The sequence below is a fragment of the Geomonas propionica genome (genome assembly GCF_016458235.1).
In the GTDB taxonomy this organism is placed as follows: Bacteria; Desulfobacterota; Desulfuromonadia; order Geobacterales; family Geobacteraceae; genus Geomonas; species Geomonas propionica.
The window spans coordinates 1-19,945 of record NZ_JAEMHK010000011.1 but is presented as its reverse complement, the minus strand read 5'-3'; the positions used below and the strand labels follow the sequence as shown (position 1 = coordinate 19,945).

19 protein-coding genes are annotated in these 19,945 nt (G+C 61.3%); 5 read left to right on the top strand and 14 right to left on the bottom strand.

Annotated elements, in window-relative coordinates; all coding sequences use genetic code 11:
- Positions 1-75: 75 nt before the first annotated feature.
- The 9 genes from JFN90_RS14525 to JFN90_RS14485 form a co-directional block, all read right to left on the bottom strand.
- Positions 76-519 carry a universal stress protein gene (locus JFN90_RS14525; protein WP_199395844.1) on the bottom strand — a complete coding sequence of 148 codons (444 nt, stop codon included), beginning with the start codon at positions 517-519 and terminating at the stop codon, positions 76-78.
- Positions 520-576: 57 nt separating this feature from the next.
- Positions 577-957 (bottom strand): response regulator, encoded by a 381-nt coding sequence (locus tag JFN90_RS14520; protein WP_015719816.1) that lies wholly within the window; start codon positions 955-957, stop codon positions 577-579.
- 243 nt (positions 958-1,200) lie between these two features.
- Positions 1,201-2,064: a helix-turn-helix domain-containing protein gene (locus JFN90_RS14515; protein ID WP_199395843.1), complete on the bottom strand. Its 864-nt coding sequence runs from the start codon at positions 2,062-2,064 to the stop codon at positions 1,201-1,203.
- Between the two features lies 1 nt (position 2,065).
- Positions 2,066-2,818: a tetratricopeptide repeat protein gene (locus JFN90_RS14510; protein ID WP_199395842.1), complete on the bottom strand. Its 753-nt coding sequence runs from the start codon at positions 2,816-2,818 to the stop codon at positions 2,066-2,068.
- 101 nt (positions 2,819-2,919) lie between these two features.
- Positions 2,920-3,837 carry a PfkB family carbohydrate kinase gene (locus tag JFN90_RS14505; RefSeq protein ID WP_199395841.1) on the bottom strand — a complete coding sequence of 306 codons (918 nt, stop codon included), beginning with the start codon at positions 3,835-3,837 and terminating at the stop codon, positions 2,920-2,922.
- 90 nt (positions 3,838-3,927) lie between these two features.
- Positions 3,928-4,791: an S-methyl-5'-thioadenosine phosphorylase gene (gene mtnP / locus JFN90_RS14500; RefSeq protein WP_199395840.1), complete on the bottom strand. Its 864-nt coding sequence runs from the start codon at positions 4,789-4,791 to the stop codon at positions 3,928-3,930.
- Positions 4,792-4,953: 162 nt separating this feature from the next.
- Positions 4,954-5,988 (bottom strand): 23S rRNA (adenine(2503)-C(2))-methyltransferase RlmN, encoded by a 1,035-nt coding sequence (gene rlmN, locus JFN90_RS14495; RefSeq protein WP_199395839.1) that lies wholly within the window; start codon positions 5,986-5,988, stop codon positions 4,954-4,956.
- A gap of 64 nt (positions 5,989-6,052) precedes the next feature.
- Positions 6,053-6,466, bottom strand: a complete 414-nt coding sequence (ndk, locus tag JFN90_RS14490; RefSeq protein WP_199395838.1) for a nucleoside-diphosphate kinase — start codon at positions 6,464-6,466, stop codon at positions 6,053-6,055.
- 145 nt (positions 6,467-6,611) lie between these two features.
- Complete coding sequence (locus tag JFN90_RS14485) at positions 6,612-6,812, bottom strand: hypothetical protein (RefSeq protein WP_183346630.1); 201 nt, start codon at positions 6,810-6,812, stop codon at positions 6,612-6,614.
- A gap of 483 nt (positions 6,813-7,295) precedes the next feature.
- Here JFN90_RS14485 and amrA point away from each other — a divergent pair, with 483 nt between their 5' ends.
- The gene (gene amrA / locus JFN90_RS14480; RefSeq protein WP_199395837.1) at positions 7,296-7,847 is read left to right on the top strand and encodes an AmmeMemoRadiSam system protein A; all 552 of its coding nucleotides are present in this window, start codon (positions 7,296-7,298) and stop codon (positions 7,845-7,847) included.
- 295 nt (positions 7,848-8,142) lie between these two features.
- On the opposite strand, the gene JFN90_RS14475 is transcribed toward amrA, so the two are convergent.
- The 3 genes from JFN90_RS14475 to JFN90_RS14465 form a co-directional block, all read right to left on the bottom strand.
- On the bottom strand, positions 8,143-9,468 hold the full coding sequence (locus JFN90_RS14475; RefSeq protein WP_199395836.1) for a citrate (Si)-synthase: 1,326 nt from the start codon (positions 9,466-9,468) through the stop codon (positions 8,143-8,145).
- Positions 9,469-9,686: 218 nt separating this feature from the next.
- The gene (locus tag JFN90_RS14470; protein ID WP_199395835.1) at positions 9,687-10,877 is read right to left on the bottom strand and encodes a M24 family metallopeptidase; all 1,191 of its coding nucleotides are present in this window, start codon (positions 10,875-10,877) and stop codon (positions 9,687-9,689) included.
- Positions 10,878-10,998: 121 nt separating this feature from the next.
- Positions 10,999-12,648 carry an AMP-binding protein gene (locus JFN90_RS14465; protein WP_199395834.1) on the bottom strand — a complete coding sequence of 550 codons (1,650 nt, stop codon included), beginning with the start codon at positions 12,646-12,648 and terminating at the stop codon, positions 10,999-11,001.
- 488 nt (positions 12,649-13,136) lie between these two features.
- On the opposite strand from JFN90_RS14465, the gene JFN90_RS14460 reads away from it, so the two are divergent.
- Together JFN90_RS14460 and pnpS are read left to right on the top strand one after the other, a co-directional pair.
- The gene (locus JFN90_RS14460; RefSeq protein WP_199395833.1) at positions 13,137-13,817 is read left to right on the top strand and encodes a response regulator; all 681 of its coding nucleotides are present in this window, start codon (positions 13,137-13,139) and stop codon (positions 13,815-13,817) included.
- Positions 13,814-15,571, top strand: coding sequence for a two-component system histidine kinase PnpS (pnpS, locus tag JFN90_RS14455; protein WP_199395832.1), 1,758 nt, complete (start codon positions 13,814-13,816; stop codon positions 15,569-15,571). Before JFN90_RS14460 ends, pnpS begins: the two co-directional genes overlap by 4 nt.
- Before the next feature lie 141 nt (positions 15,572-15,712).
- Here the strand turns inward: pnpS and JFN90_RS14450 are convergent, their stop codons facing one another.
- Complete coding sequence (locus JFN90_RS14450) at positions 15,713-16,675, bottom strand: D-2-hydroxyacid dehydrogenase (protein WP_199395831.1); 963 nt, start codon at positions 16,673-16,675, stop codon at positions 15,713-15,715.
- 10 nt (positions 16,676-16,685) lie between these two features.
- A complete protein-coding gene (locus tag JFN90_RS14445; protein ID WP_199395830.1) occupies positions 16,686-17,276 on the bottom strand; it encodes a DUF502 domain-containing protein in 591 nt (196 codons plus the stop codon).
- A 197-nt stretch (positions 17,277-17,473) separates the two neighbouring features.
- On the opposite strand from JFN90_RS14445, the gene JFN90_RS14440 reads away from it, so the two are divergent.
- Together JFN90_RS14440 and miaA are read left to right on the top strand one after the other, a co-directional pair.
- Positions 17,474-18,868, top strand: a complete 1,395-nt coding sequence (locus tag JFN90_RS14440; protein WP_328755749.1) for a S41 family peptidase — start codon at positions 17,474-17,476, stop codon at positions 18,866-18,868.
- Entirely contained in the window at positions 18,865-19,788 is a 924-nt protein-coding gene (gene miaA / locus JFN90_RS14435; protein ID WP_215906810.1) for a tRNA (adenosine(37)-N6)-dimethylallyltransferase MiaA, read from the top strand. Before JFN90_RS14440 ends, miaA begins: the two co-directional genes overlap by 4 nt.
- Positions 19,789-19,945: the final 157 nt, after the last annotated feature.

Here is a 19,945-nt window from a genome sequence, read left to right as displayed (position 1 = left end):
CCTTCCAATCGAGATCACATTCGTCAAAAAAAAGGGGCAGCGAACGCTGCCCCGCATGGATGTATGCCGCTGCCGTCAGGGGAGCCTGACGGTGACCACCGGACAGTGGGCCTTTCGCACCACGCGTTCAGCGGTTGAGCCGAACAGCAGGTGGTCGATGCCGCTTCTCCCCTGGGTCCCCAGCACGATGCAGGAAGAGCGGTCGGTATCGGCCCGCTTCAGGATCTCCTCCCAGGGCACGCCGGTCACGATCGCGGTCTCGTAGTTGTTGAAACCGGAGATGTTGCTGGCCACGAAGGTCGCCATCATCTTCTGCGCCCCCTCCTCGATCTCCTTCTCCAGATTCTCGAAGGAAACGTGCGGGACGTAGAAGCCGCGCAGGTCCACCGGCTCGTTGATGACGTGGATGATGGTCAACCGGCTGTTGAACTGCTTGGCAAGGGTCAGTGCGTACTCGAAGGCGTGGTCGGAGTTTTCGGAGAAATCGGTGGCGAAGAGAATCTTATCGAAAGTTGGCATCTGTTCCCCCGCTGCTGCGAATTTGACGCGACGGGCATCAAACCCGCCGCCCTTGGGTCAGTGACTTGTTTCCTTGAAGATCTTTTTCAGGATCGACTTCAATTCATCGATCTTCACCGGCTTGTTGATGTACTCGAAAGCGCCCAGGTTCATCGCCTCGATGTAGGATTCCACGCCGCCGTAGGCGGTGATCATGATCACGTTGCTCGCGGGATAGCTGCGGTTCAACTCCTTCAAAAAGGTGATCCCGTTCATCTCCGGCATGTTGATGTCGGTAACGATCAGGTTCACCTCCTGCTCACGCAGGTAGTTGAGCGCCTCGAATCCGTTTGCCACACTGTCTACCAGGAACCCTTCCTTGGCCAGCAACCGGGAGAGGCCGATGCGCGCATTCTCCTCGTCGTCTACTACTAGTATTCGCTTCGGCTGCTTTGGCAAGATCGGCTCCAGATTCTTATTAAAAACCGCAGGATTGATTCTAACACTGCGGGTAGATGTGTCAAGCGTGGTTGCGCGCTCCGCGCGCTATTATCTACCCGCGGGCTAACTCCTCGTAAATTAAAGCTTCCAACGATGCGGGGGATTGTACTTGATTTGCTTTAGGCGGTGTGCGCGAGAGAGCCCTTCCCATTAAGCTGGTTAAGCACCCTTTGGTAAGGAGGCGGAGAAGGTCGCGCGCCGTCACGGCGCAGGCTGGTCACTCTTGAGTTCCACGTGCGCAGGCTTGCCCGACTCGCCCAGTGCCTTCAACGGGCGCCCATTGAACTCGGCCTCGACCGCACCGCCGTCACCCAGGTCCAGGGCGAACGAGCGCTGCCCCTTCCACTCGATGAGGTCGCCCGCTTTCAGGTCGTAACGCTGGGTGATGCTGTCGTCGATGGTGATGCTGAGCCAGCTGTCGCGGTTGAAGCGCAGTTTCAGCACGATGCCGCTTTGCTTTCCGGCAGGCGCCGCTGCAGGGGTCTCGGGTCCGGGCGGCACGGGGGCAGCCGCATTGTGCGCACTGCTCAACGGTTTTTGCACGGGTTGGGCGACCGGCGCCGGTGCCGGAGGAGCGGCCGGGGCGCTTGCGGGCGCCTGCACCCTGGGCTGTTCGCCCTCGGTGAAGAAGAGCGCCGCCACCACCACGGCAACTAAAAGCAGCGCCGGGACGATCCAGCGACCGGGGGTGCGGATCTTGGCCCGTTCCAGGGTATCGATCCCGGTCTGCGGCGCCATCCCCTGCGACCGCGGAGCGTGCGCTGCATGCGGGGCGCTCGCTTCGGGATGAGCTGCCGGCTGCGGGGCAAGCCCCCTCTCGTAGCGCGCCACCACCTCGTCCCCGGAGAGGGAGAGATAGCCTGCGTACAGCCTCAAAAACCCCTTGATGTAGGCCGCGTTAGGAAGCTTTTGGAACTCCCCCTGCTCGATGGCGGCAAGGTAGTTCTTGCTGATCTTGGTGACCCGCGACGCCTCCTCGAGCTGGAGCCCCTTCCCCTCACGAACCCCGCGCAGGTATTCCCCGACCGGTACTTCCGCGCCGTTTTCAACCTCTGGCTCAGCCACGTTACCTCACCTTGAGCAGGTCCAGGTACTCCCTGGAGAGCTGCCCCATCTCGGAATCAGGCGCGATCCGGACCACTTCCTGGAAGGCGCTCTTGGCGGCTTCGGCGTCCTTCAGCTTCATCAGCGCCAGCCCCAGGTGATAGTGGGCGCTGGCGTAGGAATGGTTCAGGCGGAGGGCCTTTTGGTACTCCTCCACGGCCAACTCGGTGCGGTCCATGGCGAAGTAGACCCGGCCGAGACTCACCCTGCTGCGCGGGTCGTTGCCGTTTTTACCGACCAGACCGCGCAGCACGGCCAGAGCCTGCGGGTAGTCCCCTTTGCCGAGGTAGGCAAGCCCGAGGTTGCTGGCGGCGTTGTCCTGACCGGAGTAGAAGAGGTCCTCCTGCACGATTTTGAACTGGGCGATGGCGTCGTCCCAGCGCTTCATCTCCAGGTAGTTCACCCCGAGGTTGTTGCGTGCCTCGGAGTAGTTCTCCCGTAGGTGGAGCGCCTTCAGATACTTGGCTTCCGCCAGTTCATAGCGACCCTTGCGGAAATAGGTGAGCCCCAACAGGTTGAGCAGTTCGGGGTCTTTGGGCGTGAGCTTCTCGGCCTCCGTGAGCTCCTGGAGGGCACCGGTGAAGTTATTCTCGGCAAAGAAGGACTGTCCCATCTGGTAGTGATAGATGGACTGGTTCTTCTCGGCCTGGTTCAGGGCGCATCCCGAAGCAAGCAGGAGGATGGCAACCGGCATCAAGGCTCTGGAGCGGATCATAAACCTCACGGGGTACTGGCGGAAATGCACCTGCAAAAATTAACAGATATGATCATCATTGTCAATGAAGACGCTCTTACCAGACGCCTTGCCGGCGCGGGTTACAGCTCACCTACGCCCTGAAAATGAGTCATGTTCTTGAAGCTGCGGTAGCGGGCTTCGATCTCCGGGTAGGTCAAGGTCTTCAGTCGGTCCAGGCTGAAGGCCTCGACGTTGAAGGAAGCCATCACGGAGCCGAAGACGATCGCCTGGCGCACCCCCTCGTCCGAGAGGTTGCCGGTGTTGGCAAGATACCCCATGAAGCCGCCGGCAAAGGTGTCCCCGGCGCCGGTCGGGTCGAAGACTTCCTCGAGGGGATAGGCGGGGGCCGCGAACACGGAGTGGCCGTTGAACATGAGCACGCCGTACTCGCCGCGCTTGACGATCAGGTTCTTTACGCCGAGGGCGATGATGGCGCGGGCGGCCTTGACCAGGTTGACCTCGCCGGAGAGCTGGCGCGCCTCGCCCTCGTTGATGATCAGGAAGTCGACCCGGCTGATCACCTTCTTGAGCGCCTCGATCTTGGAGGAGATCCAGAAATTCATGGTGTCGCAGGCAACCACGCGCGGGTTCTTCACCTGGTTCAACACCTCCATCTGCAGTTCGGGGTCGATATTGGCGAGGATCAGGTACTGCGCGTCGGCGTAAGCCTCCGGGATCACCGGTTTGAAGGTCTCGAAGACGTTCAGGTGGGTCTCCAGGGTCTGTGCCTCGTTCAGGTCGTAGCCGTAGCGCCCTTTCCAGTGGAAGGTCTCGCCAGGGACACGGGAGAGCCCGGTAAGGTCGATGTTTCGGGAAGCGAGGAAACGGGTGTGCTCCTCGGGGAAGTCCTCCCCAACGACGGCGACGAGATTGACGTCGGTAAAGAAGCTTGCCGAGGTGGAGAAGTAGGTAGCCGAGCCGCCAAGAACTCGCTCCCTTTGCCCGAAGGGGGTTTCAACAGAATCAAGCGCGACGGATCCAACGACGAGTATGCTCATAAAGCCTCCGGTGTGGTGCGGGATCGTATTGCTGTTGTTTTCAGAGATACTGCCGAGCCTCAGGCCGCGGCAGGAAACGGCCCTCGCCGCTTACAGGTATTTCCCAAGGATCAGGTCGAGGTTCTCGCGGGTCTCCACCGGGATCACCGAGGTGTCGGAGATAACTGCATACTTCAGCGCCTCGCCGCAGGCACAGCCGCGGCCGGCGGCGACCTGGGCCACGGCCTTGCGGATGATCTTCTTGGCGGTGGCGACGTTGTTCTTGATGATTTCGATGATCGCCTCGACCGAGACGTCGTCGTGGGACTCGTGCCAGCAGTCGTAGTCGGTGGAGAGGGCGATGACCCCGTAGCAGATCTCCGCCTCGCGGGCCAGCTTCGCCTCGGTGAGGTTGGTCATGCCGATGATGGAGGCGCCGAAGGAGCGGTACATATGGCTCTCGGCGCGGGTGGAGAAGGCCGGCCCCTCCATGCAGATGTAGCAGCCACCCTTGTGCACGGTGGCGCCCACCTCGCCCGCCGAGCGGTACAGGATCTCGGAGAGCTCACCGCAGACGGGGTCGGCGAACTGGACGTGGCCTACGATGCCGTTGCCGAAGAAGGTGTCTTTCCTGAAGCCGCGGGTGCGGTCGATGAACTGGTCCGGCACCACGATGTGCCCCGGGACGATCTCCTCCCTGAGGCTTCCCACCGCCGAAACCGAGATGATTCTGGTGACGCCGAGCTTCTTCATGCCGTAGATGTTGGCGCGGTAGTTCACCTCGCTCGGGGTGAAGCGGTGCCCCTTGCCGTGGCGCGGCAAGAAGACCATCTGCACGCCGTCCAGCGTCCCGATCACGTACTCGTCGCTGGGGCGGCCGAAGGGGGTATCGACGGTCACCTGGGTCACCCCGGTCATCCCTTCCATCTCGTACAGGCCGCTGCCGCCGATTACACCGATTACCTCGTTAGCCATAGCTCCCTCCAGCGTCATTGAAATATAAATTTACGGATCACCCACCTGCCGCAACGCACGTCCACATCCCCTCTCCCTCCGGGAGAGGGTCAGGGTGAGGGGAAACGACGCAACACATCCCTCACCTGCCCTTCGGGCACCCTCTCCCGGAGGGAGAGGGGTCTAATCTTGCTGCTGCGCCTGGTCCAGCTTCCCCTTCAACTGCCCGCAGGCGGCCGAGATGTCCCCTCCGCGACTGGAGCGGGTGATCACGGTGACGTTCTTGTCCAAAAGATACTTGTGGAAACGGTCGATGGTCTCCTGGGTCGGGCTCTTGAAGCCGCAACCGTCGTGTTCGTTGAACGGGATCAGGTTCACCTTGGACGGGATGTTGCTGATCAGGCGCACCAGGCGCTTGGCGTCGTCCAGGGTATCGTTCAGATCGCGGATCATGACGTACTCGATAGTAATCCAGCGCCGCGAAGGAAGCGGGAAGGCCTTGCAGGCGGCCAGAAGCTCCTTCAGGGGGTAGGCGCGGTTCACCGGCATGATCTGGTTCCTCACCTCGTCGGTGGTGGCGTTCAGGGAGACCGCCAGGTTGACGGTGCAGCCGCGCCCAAGTTCCGCCATCTCGGGCACGAGCCCCGAAGTGGAGACGGTGACCTTGCGGGTGGAGAACTGGAAGCCGTCCGGGTCGGTGAGGATGTTCACCGCCGGGATCACGGCGGCGAGGTTTGCCAAGGGCTCCCCCATCCCCATGAAGACGATGTTGTTCACCGGGTGCTCACGCTTCACCGCGCAGACCTGGTTCACGATCTCCGCCGTGGTCAGGTTGCGTGACAGGCCGAAGGTGCCGGTCAGGCAGAAGGCGCACTTCATGGCGCAGCCGACCTGGCTGGAGATGCAGAGCGTGTTTCTCCCCTCGTCGGGGATCAGCACGCTCTCCACGGCGGCGCCGTCACTCAACCGGAACAGGTACTTCCTGGTGCCGTCACCGGAGGCCTCGACCGCCTCGGGGATCAGGTTGCTGATCTCGGCCCGCTCCTTGAGCACGGACCGGAACTCCTTGGAGACGTTGGTCATCTCGTCGAAGTCCATGGCGTCCATCTGGTAGAGCCACTTGAAGATCTGCTTGGCGCGGAAACGCTCCTTGCCGAGGCCGGAGATATAGGCCTCGAGGCCGGAGAGGGTCAAATTCTTTATGTCTGTTTTTTCCATACTTTCCGGATACTAAAAAAGCCCTTCTCGCGAAGGGCTCTTGATCTGCCTGAACCTGCTCGGATTAAACCAGTTCCAGCTGATTGAAGAAATAGGGGATCTCGTAGGAAGCGGACTCCGGGGAATCCGAGCCGTGTACGGTGTTCTCCTCGATGCTCACGCCCAGCTCCTTGCGGATGGTGCCCGCGTCGGCGTTGGCCGGGTTGGTAGCGCCCATCAGGCCGCGCCAGTCGGCGATGGCGTTTTCTTTCTCCAGTACCAGCGCGATGACCGGACCGCGGGACATGAAGGTGCAGAGGTCGCCGAAGAACGGACGCTCTTTGTGCACGTAGTAGAAGCCTTCCACCTGTGCCCTGGAGAGCAGGATCTTCTTCATGCCGACGACCTTGAAGCCAGCCGCCTCGATCATGGCGAGCACCTTGCCGGTGACGTTTCTCTCGACTGCATCAGGCTTTATGATGGCAAATGTTCTTTCCATTGTTTCCTCCGAACTCATTGTAGTTGACGACCCTTTTAATTAGCATTCCGGCCCGCCCGTTGTCAAGGCAAATGGCCGGATAGAGAGACAAAAAAAGCCCACAGGTGACTGTGGGCTTCGTGAAACAGGGAGACCCTGTTTCAGATTACTTCTTTTCAGCCGGAGCGGCCGGAGCAGCGGGAGCAGCTTCCGGAGCTTTAGCGGAGGACATCGGAGCCTGAGCCGGAGCGGCCGGAGCAGCCTGCTCAGCAGCCGGAGCAGCCGGAGCCTCTTCTTTCTTCTTGCAGCCAGCAGCAAAGGACAGGGCCAGAGCCAGGCAAAGTGCCAAGGAGATCAGTTTTTTCATTGACGATATCACCTCTTTTCTTTTTAGATTTACCATTACTGCGCAAGGCGCATGGTTTTTTTGTGCGACAACAAAGGGCGAATATACTAGCATTCCTGGAAAAGTCAACAATTTTTAAAGCTGCAAATCGCAAAAAAATATTAACGCTCGTTCCGGAACGGTTGTATGATCCCGCCAAACATGCGGAAAAGAAAATGTCTCGGGCTGACGCCGGCGATGCAGGAGCCACCCGCCGCGCAAACTCCCGTTTCTGCGTCAGAAACCCGCGCAACGCGCGCCACCACCGGATCCGCCCCGTCTCACGCCCTCCTCGTTTGCTCGCCGGGGCAGGCAACCCTCGGCTCCCCTTCCCGGGAAGCGGTGAAAAACGGAAGAAAATTGGCCGGTGCACTGCGCTTCTTTCTTGTAAACGGTGCCCAAATATATTATTTTGGGCCCATTAATCTCCGGCGACCACGGAGCAACGCCACCGAGGGGGAACCCGTGAACGATACGCTCAATTCCGCAGACAAGAAACTTCTTTTGGACCTGGCCCGGGAGGCAATCAACGCCACGGTACAGACCGGGAAGTTGAAGATGCAGCAAGTGACCGAAGACAAGCTGTCCGCACTGCAAGGGTGCTTCGTCACCATAAAGAAACAGGGGACCCTGCGGGGGTGCATCGGCAATTTCAACTCCGACAAGCCGCTCTACCAACTGGTGCAGGAAATGGCCGCCTCCGCCGCCACGCGCGACCCGCGTTTCTACCCCATGAAGGAGGCGGATCTCGTCGACTTCGAGCTGGAGATCTCCGTACTGTCTCCCTTGAGCAAGATCTCCTCCCCCGAAGAGGTGGAAGTCGGCAAACACGGCCTATACCTGGAGAAGAACTTCTCCCGCGGGGTCCTGCTGCCGCAGGTTGCCGTGGAACACAACTGGGACCGGGAGACCTTCCTGAACCAGACCGCCCTGAAGGCCGGCCTCAAAAAGGACGACTGGAAGGAGGGGGCGGATCTTTACGTCTTCAGCGCCGAGGTATTCGGCGAACAGCGGTAACAGTAAGCAGAGTCATGAGCCGCCCATCCCCCGGGCGGCTTGCCTTCCCCTTCCCCCCCTCCCTGCACCTGATCATCTTTCCTTACGAGCCACGTGTCAAAGCAGTAGCGCAAAGAACGCAGAGAATCCGCGAAGAACACGAAGAAGGCCTTGTGATTACTAAAAGCCTTCCTGGCGACCTTCGCGCCTGCTTCGCGTTCTTTGCGTAACTGCTTTAAGCGGTAAAGCAGTTAAAAAAAAGGGGACACCGGAGTGTCCCCTCTTCTCATATTACGGTTGCCCGGCGAAAGCCGAATTACATCTTCCTGCCGCCCTCGGCAGCCCACTTCTCGAGCATGTCGGTGGTGACGGACTTCGGACGCTCGATGGCGTAACCCAGACCACGGTCCCAAGTGATGTTGGCCATGCAGCCCAGAGCGCGGCCCACACCGAAGAGAACGGTGTAGAAGTCCCACTCTTTGAGGCCGTAGTACCACTGGATGACGCCGGACTGTGCGTCGACGTTCGGCCAGGGGTTCTTGGTCTTGCCGTGCTCGGTGAGGACGCCCGGGGCGGTCTCGAAGATCATGGCGACCAGCTTGAACAGCTGATCGTCCTTGAGGCCCGGGGTCTTGAGGCAGAACTCGCGCTGTGCGGTGTAGCGCGGGTCGGTCTTCCTGAGAACGGCGTGGCCGTAGCCCGGAACAACCTGGCCTGCGTTGAGGGTATCCCAGAGAGCCTTGGTGACGTTCTCTTTGGTCGGCTCAGCGCCGTTGAGCTTCTTCTGGAACTCCATGATCCAGCCGAGAACTTCCTGGTTGGCAAGGCCGTGCAGCGGGCCGGCGAGGCCGTTCAGGCCTGCGGCGTACGCGTAGTACGGGTCGGAGAGGGCCGAGTGCACCAGGTGGGTGGTGTGGGCCGAAACGTTGCCGGACTCGTGGTCGGAGTGCAGGATGAAGTACATCCTTGCCACGTCCTTGTACTGCTCGCTCTGGCCGATCATGTGAGCGAAGTTGGCACCCATGTCGAGCTTCGGATCGATGGCGATCTGCTTGTCACCGCGGTACTTCAGGTTGTAGATGAAAGCCGCGAGAACCGGGATACGGGCGACGATGTCGCTGGCATCCTCGTACACGTACTCCCAAGCATCCATCTTGTTGAACTTGCCGCCGGAGTAGAAGGCAGCGAACTTGGAGTCTTTCTGCATGGCCATGATGCCCACGGAGAGCATGACCATCGGGTGGCTGTCCCTCGGGAGAGCGCGCACGGCGGTGTAAACGTACTCCGGAACGACCTGGCGGGTCTTGAACTCAGCCTCGACAGCGGCGACCTGATCCAGAGTCGGGACCTCGCCGGTCAAAAGGAAGTACCAGAAGGACTCGACGGTCGGGTACTCGGAGCCGGCAGCTTTCGGCAGCGCCTCAAAGGTCTCGGGAATGGTCTTGCCGCGGAAACGGATGCCTTCCTGCGGATCAAGATAGGAGATGTCGGTGACGAGCGACCTGATGTCGCGGGCGCCGCCGATGCACTGACCGATGTCCACCTTGTCGATAACCACGGAGCCGAACTCCTTGGTCAGTCGGGTGATGCGGGGACGGTGGGCCTGGATCTTCTCAAACAACTTCTCTTTTAATTGCGTCATGTGCCAGATCTCCTTTGCTGTTGGGGTTGAGGTACATACGTTGGAATTAACAAATTCGAATCGCCCGCTGACACCGTGCCGGTCGATGATGTCACTCGGCCGGTTGCGTGAGGTAGGTATACTGTATACAAAGATTTTTCAAATGTATACCATTGCGCAGATCCAATTTCAACACAAAAAAATTGTGTTCTAGTATTTTGCATACATTTTAATTCACGCTAAAGCAGTACCAGATCCTGGCTTGAGAAGGTGAGACGCTTAAGTCCTTGTTCGGAGAGATAAAATGAATTTTCGATGCCGACGGCCCCCTCCCCGGGAAACACGAGTTTCGGCTCGAACGCGAAGGCCATGCCCACTTGCAGAGTCTCGTCGCCAAACCCTTCCGCTATGAAGGGGAATTCGTCTATTTCAATGCCGAGGCCGTGTCCTATGAAAGAGATCTGGCTGCCGGGAGTCCCCATGAAGTGCTCCGCGTACCCCATCCGCCGCGCCATTTCCAGGCAGGCGTCGTAGATCCCCCCCCAGGTGGCGCCCTCTACGGCGCGCTCCACCATCAGTTCCTCTACGCGCAGCATGTCGTCATAGCCGCGCCGGATGCGCTCGGAGACTGAGCCGATGGCGAAGACGCGGGTCTGGTCCGCCAGGTAGCCGTCATAGCAACTGGCGAGGTCCACAATGATCGGTTCGTCGCGCCTGATCCTGTTGTAGCTGGCGCCGTGACCGAAGGCGGGGGTAAGCCCCATGCCGCCCAGGGCGGTGTTGGTGCAGGCGGGAGCGGCGCCGTCCGCGCCGGAAAGGACCTGGACGCCGGAGAGCTCGCCGTTGAAGGCGCGCATCCGGACGTAGCCCTGGTGCCCTTCCTGGCGGGACAGGTGCTCCAGCTCGGCGGCAAGGTCCACCTCGCTCATCCCCTCGCGGATCACCTCGGTGGCGCGACGGTAAACCTTGTCGGCCTGGGTGCCGGCATCCTGGAGAATGTGGATCTCGTAGTGGGTCTTGATCATGCGCACCCGCCTGATGGCGGGGGAGGCGTCCAGCGCCTGTGCGTTGGGAAAGAGAGCAAGGTACTTCTGGTAGAGGTTGACCGGCAGGACGTCGAGTTCGAGCCCGAGCCGTTGCGGCAGCGGGTGGCCGTGTTCGGCGATCAGCCCGGTCAGTGCGTTCAGGGAGGGGAGCGGGACCACGTCGGCCAGGCCGCTCTCCATGCGCGCTCGCATGAAGTCGCGGCGCACGAGGTACAGCGGACGCCCGGAGGCGGGGACGTAGAGCACACCGGTCTGCACGGTTCCGGTGAAATAGAAAAGGTCGGCGTTTTGGACCATGAGGACCGCGTCCATGCCAGCGGCCGCCATCTCCACCTGCAGTTTCCGGTAGCGGTGTTCCAGTTCGTTCTTCGGCGTAAGCCGCATATCCCCTCCTCTCTCCCCATGAGGCAGGCTCATGAGGAGGAGAAGGAAAGATAACTCACAATCGAAACCGCGTCAACGGATCAATCAGATCAAGGGGTTATTAGAAAAGCTGCACAGCAAATCAGACATTTTCTTCCAGCTGCAGTTCGCGGATCGCCATCTCGCGCAGTTTGAACTTCTGGATTTTCCCGCTGGCGGTCATCGGGTAGGAATCGACAAAACGGACGTACTTGGGGATCTTGTAGTTGGCGATCCTGCCGCGGCAGAACTCCTTCACTTCCTCCTCGGTCATCTCGCTCCCCTGCTTCAGGACCACAGCCGCCATCACCTGCTCACCGTACTTGCGGTCGGGAACCCCGTAGACCTGGATGTCGGAGATCTTCGGGTGGGTGTAGAGGAACTCCTCGATCTCGCGCGGATAGATGTTCTCACCGCCGCGGATGATCATGTTCTTGATCCGGCCGGTGATCTTGCAGTAGCCGTTCTCGTCCATGACGGCCAGGTCGCCGGTGTGGAGCCAGCCGTCGGCGTCAATCGCTTTGGCGGTTTCGTCCGGCATCTGGTAGTACCCCTTCATCACCAGGTAGCCGCGGGTGCAGAGTTCCCCCTGCTTCCCCGGGGGGAGTTCGGCACCGGTCTCGATGTCGACGATCTTCAACTCGACGTTGGGGAGCACGCGTCCCACGGTGGCGACCTTCAGCTCGATGGGGTCGTCGGTGCGGGTCTGGGTGATCACCGGAGAGGACTCGGTCTGGCCGTAGGCGATGGTGATTTCGCTGGCATGCATGTCGCGGATGACGCGGCGCATCACCTCGATGGGGCAGTTGGAGCCGGCCATGATGCCGGTCCGAAGCGAAGTGAGATCGAACTCGGCGAAACGGGGGTGCTCCAGTTCCGCGATGAACATGGTCGGCACGCCGTGCACCGCGGTGCAGCGCTCCTGCTCAATGGCCTGCAGCACCTTGAGCGGATCGAAGATCTCCACCGGGACCATGGTGGTGCCGTGGGTGACGCAGGCCATGACGCCCAGCACGCAGCCGAAGCAGTGGAAGAAGGGAACCGGGATGCAGAGGCGGTCCTTCTCGGTGAAGCGCATGCACTCGCCGATGTTGAAGCCGTTATTGACCACGTTGTGGTGGGTCAGCATCACCCCTTTGGGGAACCCGGTGGTGCCGGAGGTGTACTGCATGTTGATCACGTCGTGGATGGAGAGGGTCGCCTCCACCGCGGCCAGCTCGGCGTCGGAAACCTCTTTCCCGAGCTCGACAATCTGCTCGAAGTTGATCATCCCGTCGGGGGCACCGTCTCCTATGAAGACCACGTGCTTCAGACAGGGGAGCGTAGCGCTGGTGAGCTGCCCCGGCGTGCTGCCGGCAAGCTCGGGCACGACGGTGCCGAGGGTCTCTATATAGTTGGTGTCCTTGAAGCCCTGTACCAGGAACAGCACGCTGGCGTCGGACTGCTTCAGCAGGTACTCCAGTTCGGCCGATTTGTAGCTCGTATTGACGGTTACCAGCACCGCGCCGATCTTGGCCGTGGCAAACTGCAGCGTCACCCACTCGGGCACGTTGTAGGCCCAGATGGCGAGGTGGTCGCCCTTCTTGACCCCCATGCGCAAAAGGCCTTTGGCCACCAGGCGGCACCTCTCGTTGAACTCGCGATAGCTGTAACGCAGGCCGCGCTCCACGTAGACCAGCGCGTCGTTATCCGGGAACCTCGCCGCTATATCGTCAAGCAATGCCCCGACCGTGAGTTCGATCTGTTGTGACATGAGTCCCCCTGTTTCTTTGCACGAAACTTTTGTTACGCCCATTAAGTCATTAAAATAAAGAGCTTTCGATCTATCACAGCGTCTGCGGCATGTCAACAAGGTTTATGGTGCCGTTGGTTGCCGAGCGAACCGTGCTGAAAGCTCTTGTATTGCCTTTGCGATGCACATATATATAGTCGGGCGGGTCGGGAGTCGGAATCGGCGACCTTCTCCTTAAAAAAAGGCTTGACAGATATTCGCTCAGCCGTTCCGACACTTACAGCAAGCTACTGGAATCATTCATGTTGCACCACCAACATCAGGTCCGTGCACTGCCTAAAACTTAGGCAAAACGCTGATCCCCGCAATGTGAAAGCGCTTTTGCCCCGGTTCCACACTTTATCCACAATGCTTTCCACAGCAGGTGTGGAGCTGCGGCTTTTATGTATACATTCCGCACCATTACACGTGGGGAAGTTTAACTGCATCCCCACCGGGAGGGAGAATCGATGCAAACGGTGCTGATAGTCGAGGATGAAACCGACCTCGCCGAACTGATAGCCTTTCACCTGAAGAAGGAAGGTTTTCGCGCCCTCATCGCCAATGACGGTAACGCGGGGTTGCAGGAGGCCCGAAACGCCCAGCCCGATCTTATCCTGCTGGACCTGATGCTTCCGGGGATGATGGGGACGGAACTGTGCCGGGTCCTAAAAAGCGGGGAGCACACCGCGTCCATTCCCATCATCATGCTGACCGCGAAAGGGGAGGAGATCGACCGGGTGGTCGGTTTCGAGGTGGGCGCGGACGACTACGTGGTGAAACCGTTCTCGACGCGGGAACTGATGCTGCGGGTGCGGGCCGTGCTGAGAAGAACCAGCGAGCAGGGGCATAAGGGGGCAACCCTGATCATCGGCGAGCTGATTATCGACACCGAGCGTCACCTTGTCAGCGTCAGCGGCCAGGAGGTCACCCTCACCTCGACGGAGTACAAGCTGTTGATGAACCTGGCCGAGCGTACCGACCGGGTGCAAAGCAGGGAGCTTCTGCTGCAAAACGTCTGGGGATACAACTACCTGGGCGACACCCGCACCGTCGATACCCACCTGACCAGGCTGCGCACCAAGCTGGGCCCCGCCGGTGACCTGATCAAGACCGTGCGCGGCTTCGGCTACAAATTGGAGAAGCCATGACCAGCACCTTCCGCTCCAAGCTGATGGCCTCCTACCTCATCCTGGTGCTCCTCCTCGGTGCCGGCCTCTACTCCTACCTCGCCCTCAACCTCGAGGACAGCATCACCTCAGGTACCAGGCGCCACCTCGAGGATGAAGCGCGCGTCGCCTCCCTGATGGCCTCCAAGGAGATCCGCGACCTGCGCCGGGACGCGCCCGATCTCACCGGCTCGCTGTCCCAGGCCATCAGGGCCAGGGTGAGCGTGATCGCAGGAGACGGCGAGGTCATGGCCGATTCGGAGGTCCCCCCCTTGCAACTGGGGAGGCTGGAAAACCATGGCGACCGCCCCGAGGTGCGCCAGGCGCTGCGCAACGGGACCGGCAGCGCCGTTCGATACTCGGCGACGCTGCATACCGACATGATGTACGTCGCCTCCTCATTCGGGAAAGGGGCAGTGATCAGGCTGGCCCTGCCGCTCTCCGGCCTCGAGCAGGCCAAGTTGCAGCTACAGCGGACTTTGGCGGCAGCGCTGGCGGTGGCGGTAGCGGCGTCGATCGTGCTCTCGTACATCCTCACCAACGTCAACTCGCGCCACCTGAGGACCCTCAGCGCCGGCGCCTCCCGCATCGGGAACGGCGAGTTCGGCACCAGGATCACCGTGCGCAGCTCCGACGAGATGGGAGAGCTGGCGCAGGTGATGAACGACATGGCGGACCGGATCGAACAGCAGATGGAGCGCATCTCCACCGAGAAGAACCGCCTGGACGCCATCCTCGGTGGCATGGGAGAGGGGGTGATGGTCACCGACGCGGCCGCCGTGGTCACCTTGGTGAACCCCGCATTCTGCAGCATGTTCGGCGCCACGGACCAGGTTGTCGGCAAGCAACTGCTGGAGATCACCCGGCACCCGGACCTGCACGCCTTCTGTCGGCAGGTGCTCTCCAGCAGGGATGAGGAGCACCAGGAACTGACACTTCCCGACGGCAGGGCTGCCCTGGTGCACTGGGTTCCCCTGCAGGATGGGGAAAAGCTGCACGGCGTGGTGGCGGTATTCCACGACATCAGCGCCCTGAAGAAGGCGGACCGCATCCGCCGCGATTTCGTGGCCAACGTCTCCCACGAGCTGAGGACGCCGATCACCGTGATCAAGGGGTACGCCGAGACCCTTCTTTCCGGCGATTTGGCCGATGATCCGGCACGCAGGGACCGCTTTCTGGGCATCATCCAGAACCACGCCGAGCGGCTCACCACCTTGGTGCGCGACCTGCTTGCCCTTTCCGAATTGGAGTCGGGCGAACTCGCCATGCAGCCGCAGAGCGTGCTGATCGAGGACGCGGTCCGGCAGGCCTTTCTCCTGGTCTCCGAGCGCGCCGAGGCCAAGGGTATCGCCATGGAGTGGGTCGGGACCGACGTTGCGGAGAGCGTTCTGGCGGACCGGGGCCGCCTGGACCAGGTGCTGATAAACCTCCTGGACAACGCCATCAAGTACAGCGGCACCGGCGCGAAGATCAGGGTAGATGCGACTCGCCAGGGGGAGATGGTGCGGGTTTCCGTGCGGGACGAGGGGATCGGCATCCCCGAGAAGGATCTTGGCCGTCTGTTCGAGCGGTTCTACCGGGTCGACGAGGCGCGCAGCCGCGAGCGGGGAGGCACCGGTTTGGGGCTCTCCATCGTGAAGCACATCGTCCAGGCGCACGGGGGCGGCGTCTTCGTCGAAAGCACCCTCGGGAAAGGCTCCGTATTCTCCTTCACCCTTCCCGCGGCCGAGGCCTAGCGAGCGGAACTTTTTCTGCAGAAACAACAAAAAAGCCGGGCGGAGCCCCCCTCCCCCGGCTTTTTTGCGTCCGTCCAGCGCCGGGTGGTCGGCGCATCCGCCACACCAACGCTTGGCAGCGGGAGCGTTGCCCATTGCCGCCTAGACCACGTTCACCACGTTGCGCGGCGTCCCCGCCAGGAAGGCGGCGATGTTGCCGGCGGTGATGGCCATGAGCCGGCGCCGGGCCGCCAGGGTGGCCCAGGCGACGTGCGGGGTGACGATGCAGTTTCTTGCCGACAGCAAGGGACTGTCCGCGGGGATCGGCTCGCGGGCCGCGACGTCCACGGCAGCGCCGGCTATCACGCCGCGGTTTAGCGCATCCGCCAGGTCCGGCTCGCTGACCAGCCCGCCCCGGGCGGTGTTGATGAGGAGGGCATGGGGTTGCATCAGGGCGAGCCGGGTCGCGTTCACCATCTCCTCGTTTTGGGTGGTGAGCGGGCAGTGCAGGCTCACCACGTCCGCCTGGGCGAACAGTTCGTCGAGCTCCAGCCAGCGCACTGCCAGCCCTTCTGGCGCCACCCGGTGGCGCGGGTTGTAGGCGAGGATCTCCATCCCCAGCGCCTGCGCCACGGCGGCGACCCGCGCACCGATGCTCCCGAGTCCCACGATCCCGATGGACCTGCCGTGCAGTTCGGTCAAAGGCTGCGCCACCAGGGTGAAATCGGGCGAATGCGACCATTCCCCCCTCTGCACGGCTTCGTGGTAGCGCGCCACTCCGTTGGTCAGCTCCAGGAGCAGGGCGATGGTATGCTGGGCCACCGAGTCGCTGCCGTATTCCGGGACGTTCACCACGGGGATACCGAGCCGCGCCGCCCCTTCCAGATCGACCACGTTGTAGCCGGTCGCCAATACACCGATCAGCCTGAGTTCGGGAAGCTGCGCTATGATCTCACCGCCGAGCCTGGTCTTGTTGGTGAGAAGGATCTGCGCGCCGCGGCAGCGCTCCAGCACCAGTTCATTCGGGGTGCGGTCGTACACCGCCAGCTCCCCGAAAAAGGCCACCTCGTCCCATGGGTTGTCGCCCGGGTTCAGTGTGTAGCCGTCCAGCACCACGATCTTCACGAGAACCTCCCTAGTGCACCACCGCGCCGCCGGAAACCACGAACTTCACCGCATCCTCCACGGAGAGGCCGCAGTCGTATACCTCGTGCTCCTTGAAGAAGAGTGCGAACCCGGAGGTGGGATTGGGCATGGTGGGAACGTACACCACCACCAGTTTCTCGCCGTCGCGCTCCACCTCCGCGGTGACGAACCCCACGGCGCGCACGCCAGTACGCGGCCACTCGACGAAAACCGCCCTGCGGTAGGAAGCCTTCCCCTCCTTGAAAACCTGGGTCAGCTGCTTGCTCGAGTTGTAGATCGACTTCACCAGCGGGATGCGCGACAACAGCTCGTCCCACCACCTGAGTATCCTGGTGCCCATCACGTTGGTCGCCAAAATTCCCGAGACGTAGATGACGATGACGCCGGTGAGCATGCCGAGGCCCGGTATATAAGAATGGTCGTTGATGAGCGCCGCCAAGAGGGAGTCGAGGTAGCTGCCGAGGATGCCGTCGGCGAAGTTGAAGAGGAATTTCAGGATGAATATCGTGATGCCCAGGGGTACCACCACGAACAAGCCGGTGATGAACTTCCCCTTAAAATGCTTGACCAATCTTTCCATTACGCCTCCAGTTGGATGGTTCCGCTTGGTTTATGCAACAAAAGCGGTGCAGTGTCAACGGTTTTGGGTGCCGGCAACCAAGGCGCGGCGCCCGCCGACAGCGGCGTACGGGGTTTAACTTGCAGTTGACAACTACACGCGCAAAAACTACATTAACACGTTGTTCCCGATCCCCTAAAGACACGTCAAAGGCACCGATCTTGAAAAAAGCATTAGCCATATCAGCCGTCGCCCTCCTGCTGGCCGGAATCTTCTTTATGTTGCCGCTTATGGACAAGGAAGAACGGGCACGCAGGAGCGAGGCGGAATACGTCTCGATGTTCAAAGAAGTGGTCGACATCGTCAAGACGAGCTACGTCGACAAGGTCGACGACAAGAAGCTCATGACCGGCGCCATCAACGGCATGCTGGCCGCGCTCGACCCGCACAGCACCTACCTCCCCGTCACCGAATACTCGGAGATGAAGGTGCACATGGCAGGCGCCTTCGGCGGCGTGGGCATCGAACTGGACATGCGTAACGGCAAGCTGATGGTGAACGCCCCCATCGAGGACACCCCCGCCTTCCGGGCCGGCATCCTGGCGGGCGACCACATCCTGCAGATCGACGGCAAACCGACCAAGGACCTGCCCATCGCCGAGTGCGTAAGCCGCATGCGCGGCACGCCCGGCACGAAGGTGACCCTCGCCATCGTACGAGAGGGGGCGGCCAAGCCGCTCAGCTTCCAGCTGACCCGCGCCATCATAAAGACCAAGAGCCTGAAGGCGAGGCTCCTGGAGCAGGGGTACGGCTATATCCGCATCGCCGAATTCCAGGAGCGCACCGGGGAGGACTTCGAGAAGGCCCTGAGAACCCTCGCCGCCGACAACGGCGCGCCCCTGTCCGGCCTGGTGCTGGACCTGCGCTACAACCCGGGCGGGCTGGTCGACCAGGCTTACCGCGTCGCCGACCGGTTCATCGGTGAAGGACTGAGTAACGGCGACATCGTCACCACCAAGGGGCGCGATGCGGCTTCCGTGCACACCCTGACCGCGACCATCGGGCAGAAGGAGCCGAAATACCCCATGGTGGTGCTGATCAACGGCGGTTCCGCCTCCGCCTCCGAGATCGTCGCCGGTGCACTGCAGGACCACAAGCGCGCCGTGATCATGGGCACCCAGAGCTTCGGCAAGGGGAGCGTTCAGTCCATCATGACGCTGGACAACGGCGACGGCCTCAAACTGACCACCGCCCGTTACTACACGCCAAGCGGCCGCTCCATCCAGGCCAAGGGGATTACACCCGATATCTCGGTCGAGTTCGCCAAGGCCCCGGCAGCAGTGAAGAAGGAGCAGGAGCCTGACCTCCGCGAGCAGGATCTCGACGGGCACATGCAGGAGGTCCCGGAGGCCGGCAAGAAGCCCGCTCCCGCACCGGCACCCGCGCCCAAAACAGCCCCCGCAGTGCCGGGGGGTCACCCCGTGCTGCCCCCGGTCAAAGCGCCCGGCAAGGAGCTGAGCGAACAGGAACTTTTGCAAAAGGATAACCAGCTCGCCCGCGCCTTGGAGCTGCTCAAGGGCGTCAACGTCCTGCAAAAGGGCCTGCCGCATTGAGCCGGGTGGGCGGCAGCGCTGCGCCCGGCACCCCGAATCTGTTGGTGATACTCGGGGCGACCGCTTCCGGCAAGACCCGGCTCGGGGTGGAACTTGCCAGGCGGTTCCACGGCGAGATCATCTCGGCCGACTCGCGCCAGGTCTACCGCGGCATGGACATCGGCACCGGCAAGGACCTGCACGAGTACCAGGAGATCCCCTACCACCTGATCGACGTGGCACCTCCCGGCCACGAGTTCAACCTGTTCCAGTTCCAGCGTCTTTTCCTCGATTCCTTCTCTGACATCTCCGGGCGTGGCCGGCTGGCAGTGCTGGTCGGCGGCAGCGGCATGTACCTAGACTGCGTCCTGCGCGGCTACCGGCTGGTCGAGGTCCCCGAGCATCCCGCGCTCAGGCGGGAGCTCGCACCGTTATCGATGACGGAACTTGCCGAGCGGCTTGCCCGCGCCAATCCCAGACTGCACAACAGCACCGACCTCACCGAGCGAAGCCGCCTGGAGCGCGCCATAGAGATCGCCGAATACCAGGGTGGGGACGATGAGCCCTGGCCGGAGATCACCCCCTTCACCATCGGGATCCGGTGGGAGCGTGCACAGCTCAGGGAGAGGATCACCAAGAGATTGAAGGAGCGCCTGGAAGCGGGGATGATCGAGGAGGTGCAGCGGCTGCATGATGCCGGCACCGGCTGGGACAAGTTCGAGTTTTACGGCCTGGAGTACCGCTATGTGGCGCGCTACCTCAAGGGGGAGCTGTCCAAAAACGACATGTTCCAGAAGCTCAACGCCGCCATCCACGACTTCGCCAAGAAACAGGAAAACTGGTTCAAGCGGATGCAAAGCCACGGCACGGTGATCCACTGGGTCGAGGGGGCGGGAGACCCGCTTTCGGAGTCGCTGGAACTGATGCAAAACCTACTGTAACAGGGATAAAAGGGATGAAAGGGATAAAGGCTTAAAAGCTTTGCTCACGCAAAGACGCAAAGGCGCAAAGTCAGACACATCTGACAACACGTTTGGTTCAACCCAAGATCTTTTGATTTAGGGTTTATCCCTTTTATCCCTTGTATCCCTGTTAAAT

Bases quoted from the DNA above. Each gene is read 5' to 3' on its own strand.
- JFN90_RS14525 (WP_199395844.1), bottom strand. From the start codon at position 519: ATGCCAACTTTCGATAAGATTCTCTTCGCCACCGATTTCTCCGAAAAC.
- JFN90_RS14510 (WP_199395842.1), bottom strand. From the start codon at position 2,818: ATGATCCGCTCCAGAGCCTTGATGCCGGTTGCCATCCTCCTGCTTGCT.
- JFN90_RS14505 (WP_199395841.1), bottom strand. From the start codon at position 3,837: ATGAGCATACTCGTCGTTGGATCCGTCGCGCTTGATTCTGTTGAAACC.
- mtnP (WP_199395840.1), bottom strand. From the start codon at position 4,791: ATGGCTAACGAGGTAATCGGTGTAATCGGCGGCAGCGGCCTGTACGAG.
- rlmN (WP_199395839.1), bottom strand. From the start codon at position 5,988: ATGGAAAAAACAGACATAAAGAATTTGACCCTCTCCGGCCTCGAGGCC.
- ndk (WP_199395838.1), bottom strand. From the start codon at position 6,466: ATGGAAAGAACATTTGCCATCATAAAGCCTGATGCAGTCGAGAGAAAC.
- JFN90_RS14485 (WP_183346630.1), bottom strand. From the start codon at position 6,812: ATGAAAAAACTGATCTCCTTGGCACTTTGCCTGGCTCTGGCCCTGTCC.
- JFN90_RS14475 (WP_199395836.1), bottom strand. From the start codon at position 9,468: ATGACGCAATTAAAAGAGAAGTTGTTTGAGAAGATCCAGGCCCACCGT.
- JFN90_RS14470 (WP_199395835.1), bottom strand. From the start codon at position 10,877: ATGCGGCTTACGCCGAAGAACGAACTGGAACACCGCTACCGGAAACTG.
- JFN90_RS14465 (WP_199395834.1), bottom strand. From the start codon at position 12,648: ATGTCACAACAGATCGAACTCACGGTCGGGGCATTGCTTGACGATATA.
- JFN90_RS14460 (WP_199395833.1), top strand. From the start codon at position 13,137: ATGCAAACGGTGCTGATAGTCGAGGATGAAACCGACCTCGCCGAACTG.
- pnpS (WP_199395832.1), top strand. From the start codon at position 13,814: ATGACCAGCACCTTCCGCTCCAAGCTGATGGCCTCCTACCTCATCCTG.
- JFN90_RS14445 (WP_199395830.1), bottom strand. From the start codon at position 17,276: ATGGAAAGATTGGTCAAGCATTTTAAGGGGAAGTTCATCACCGGCTTG.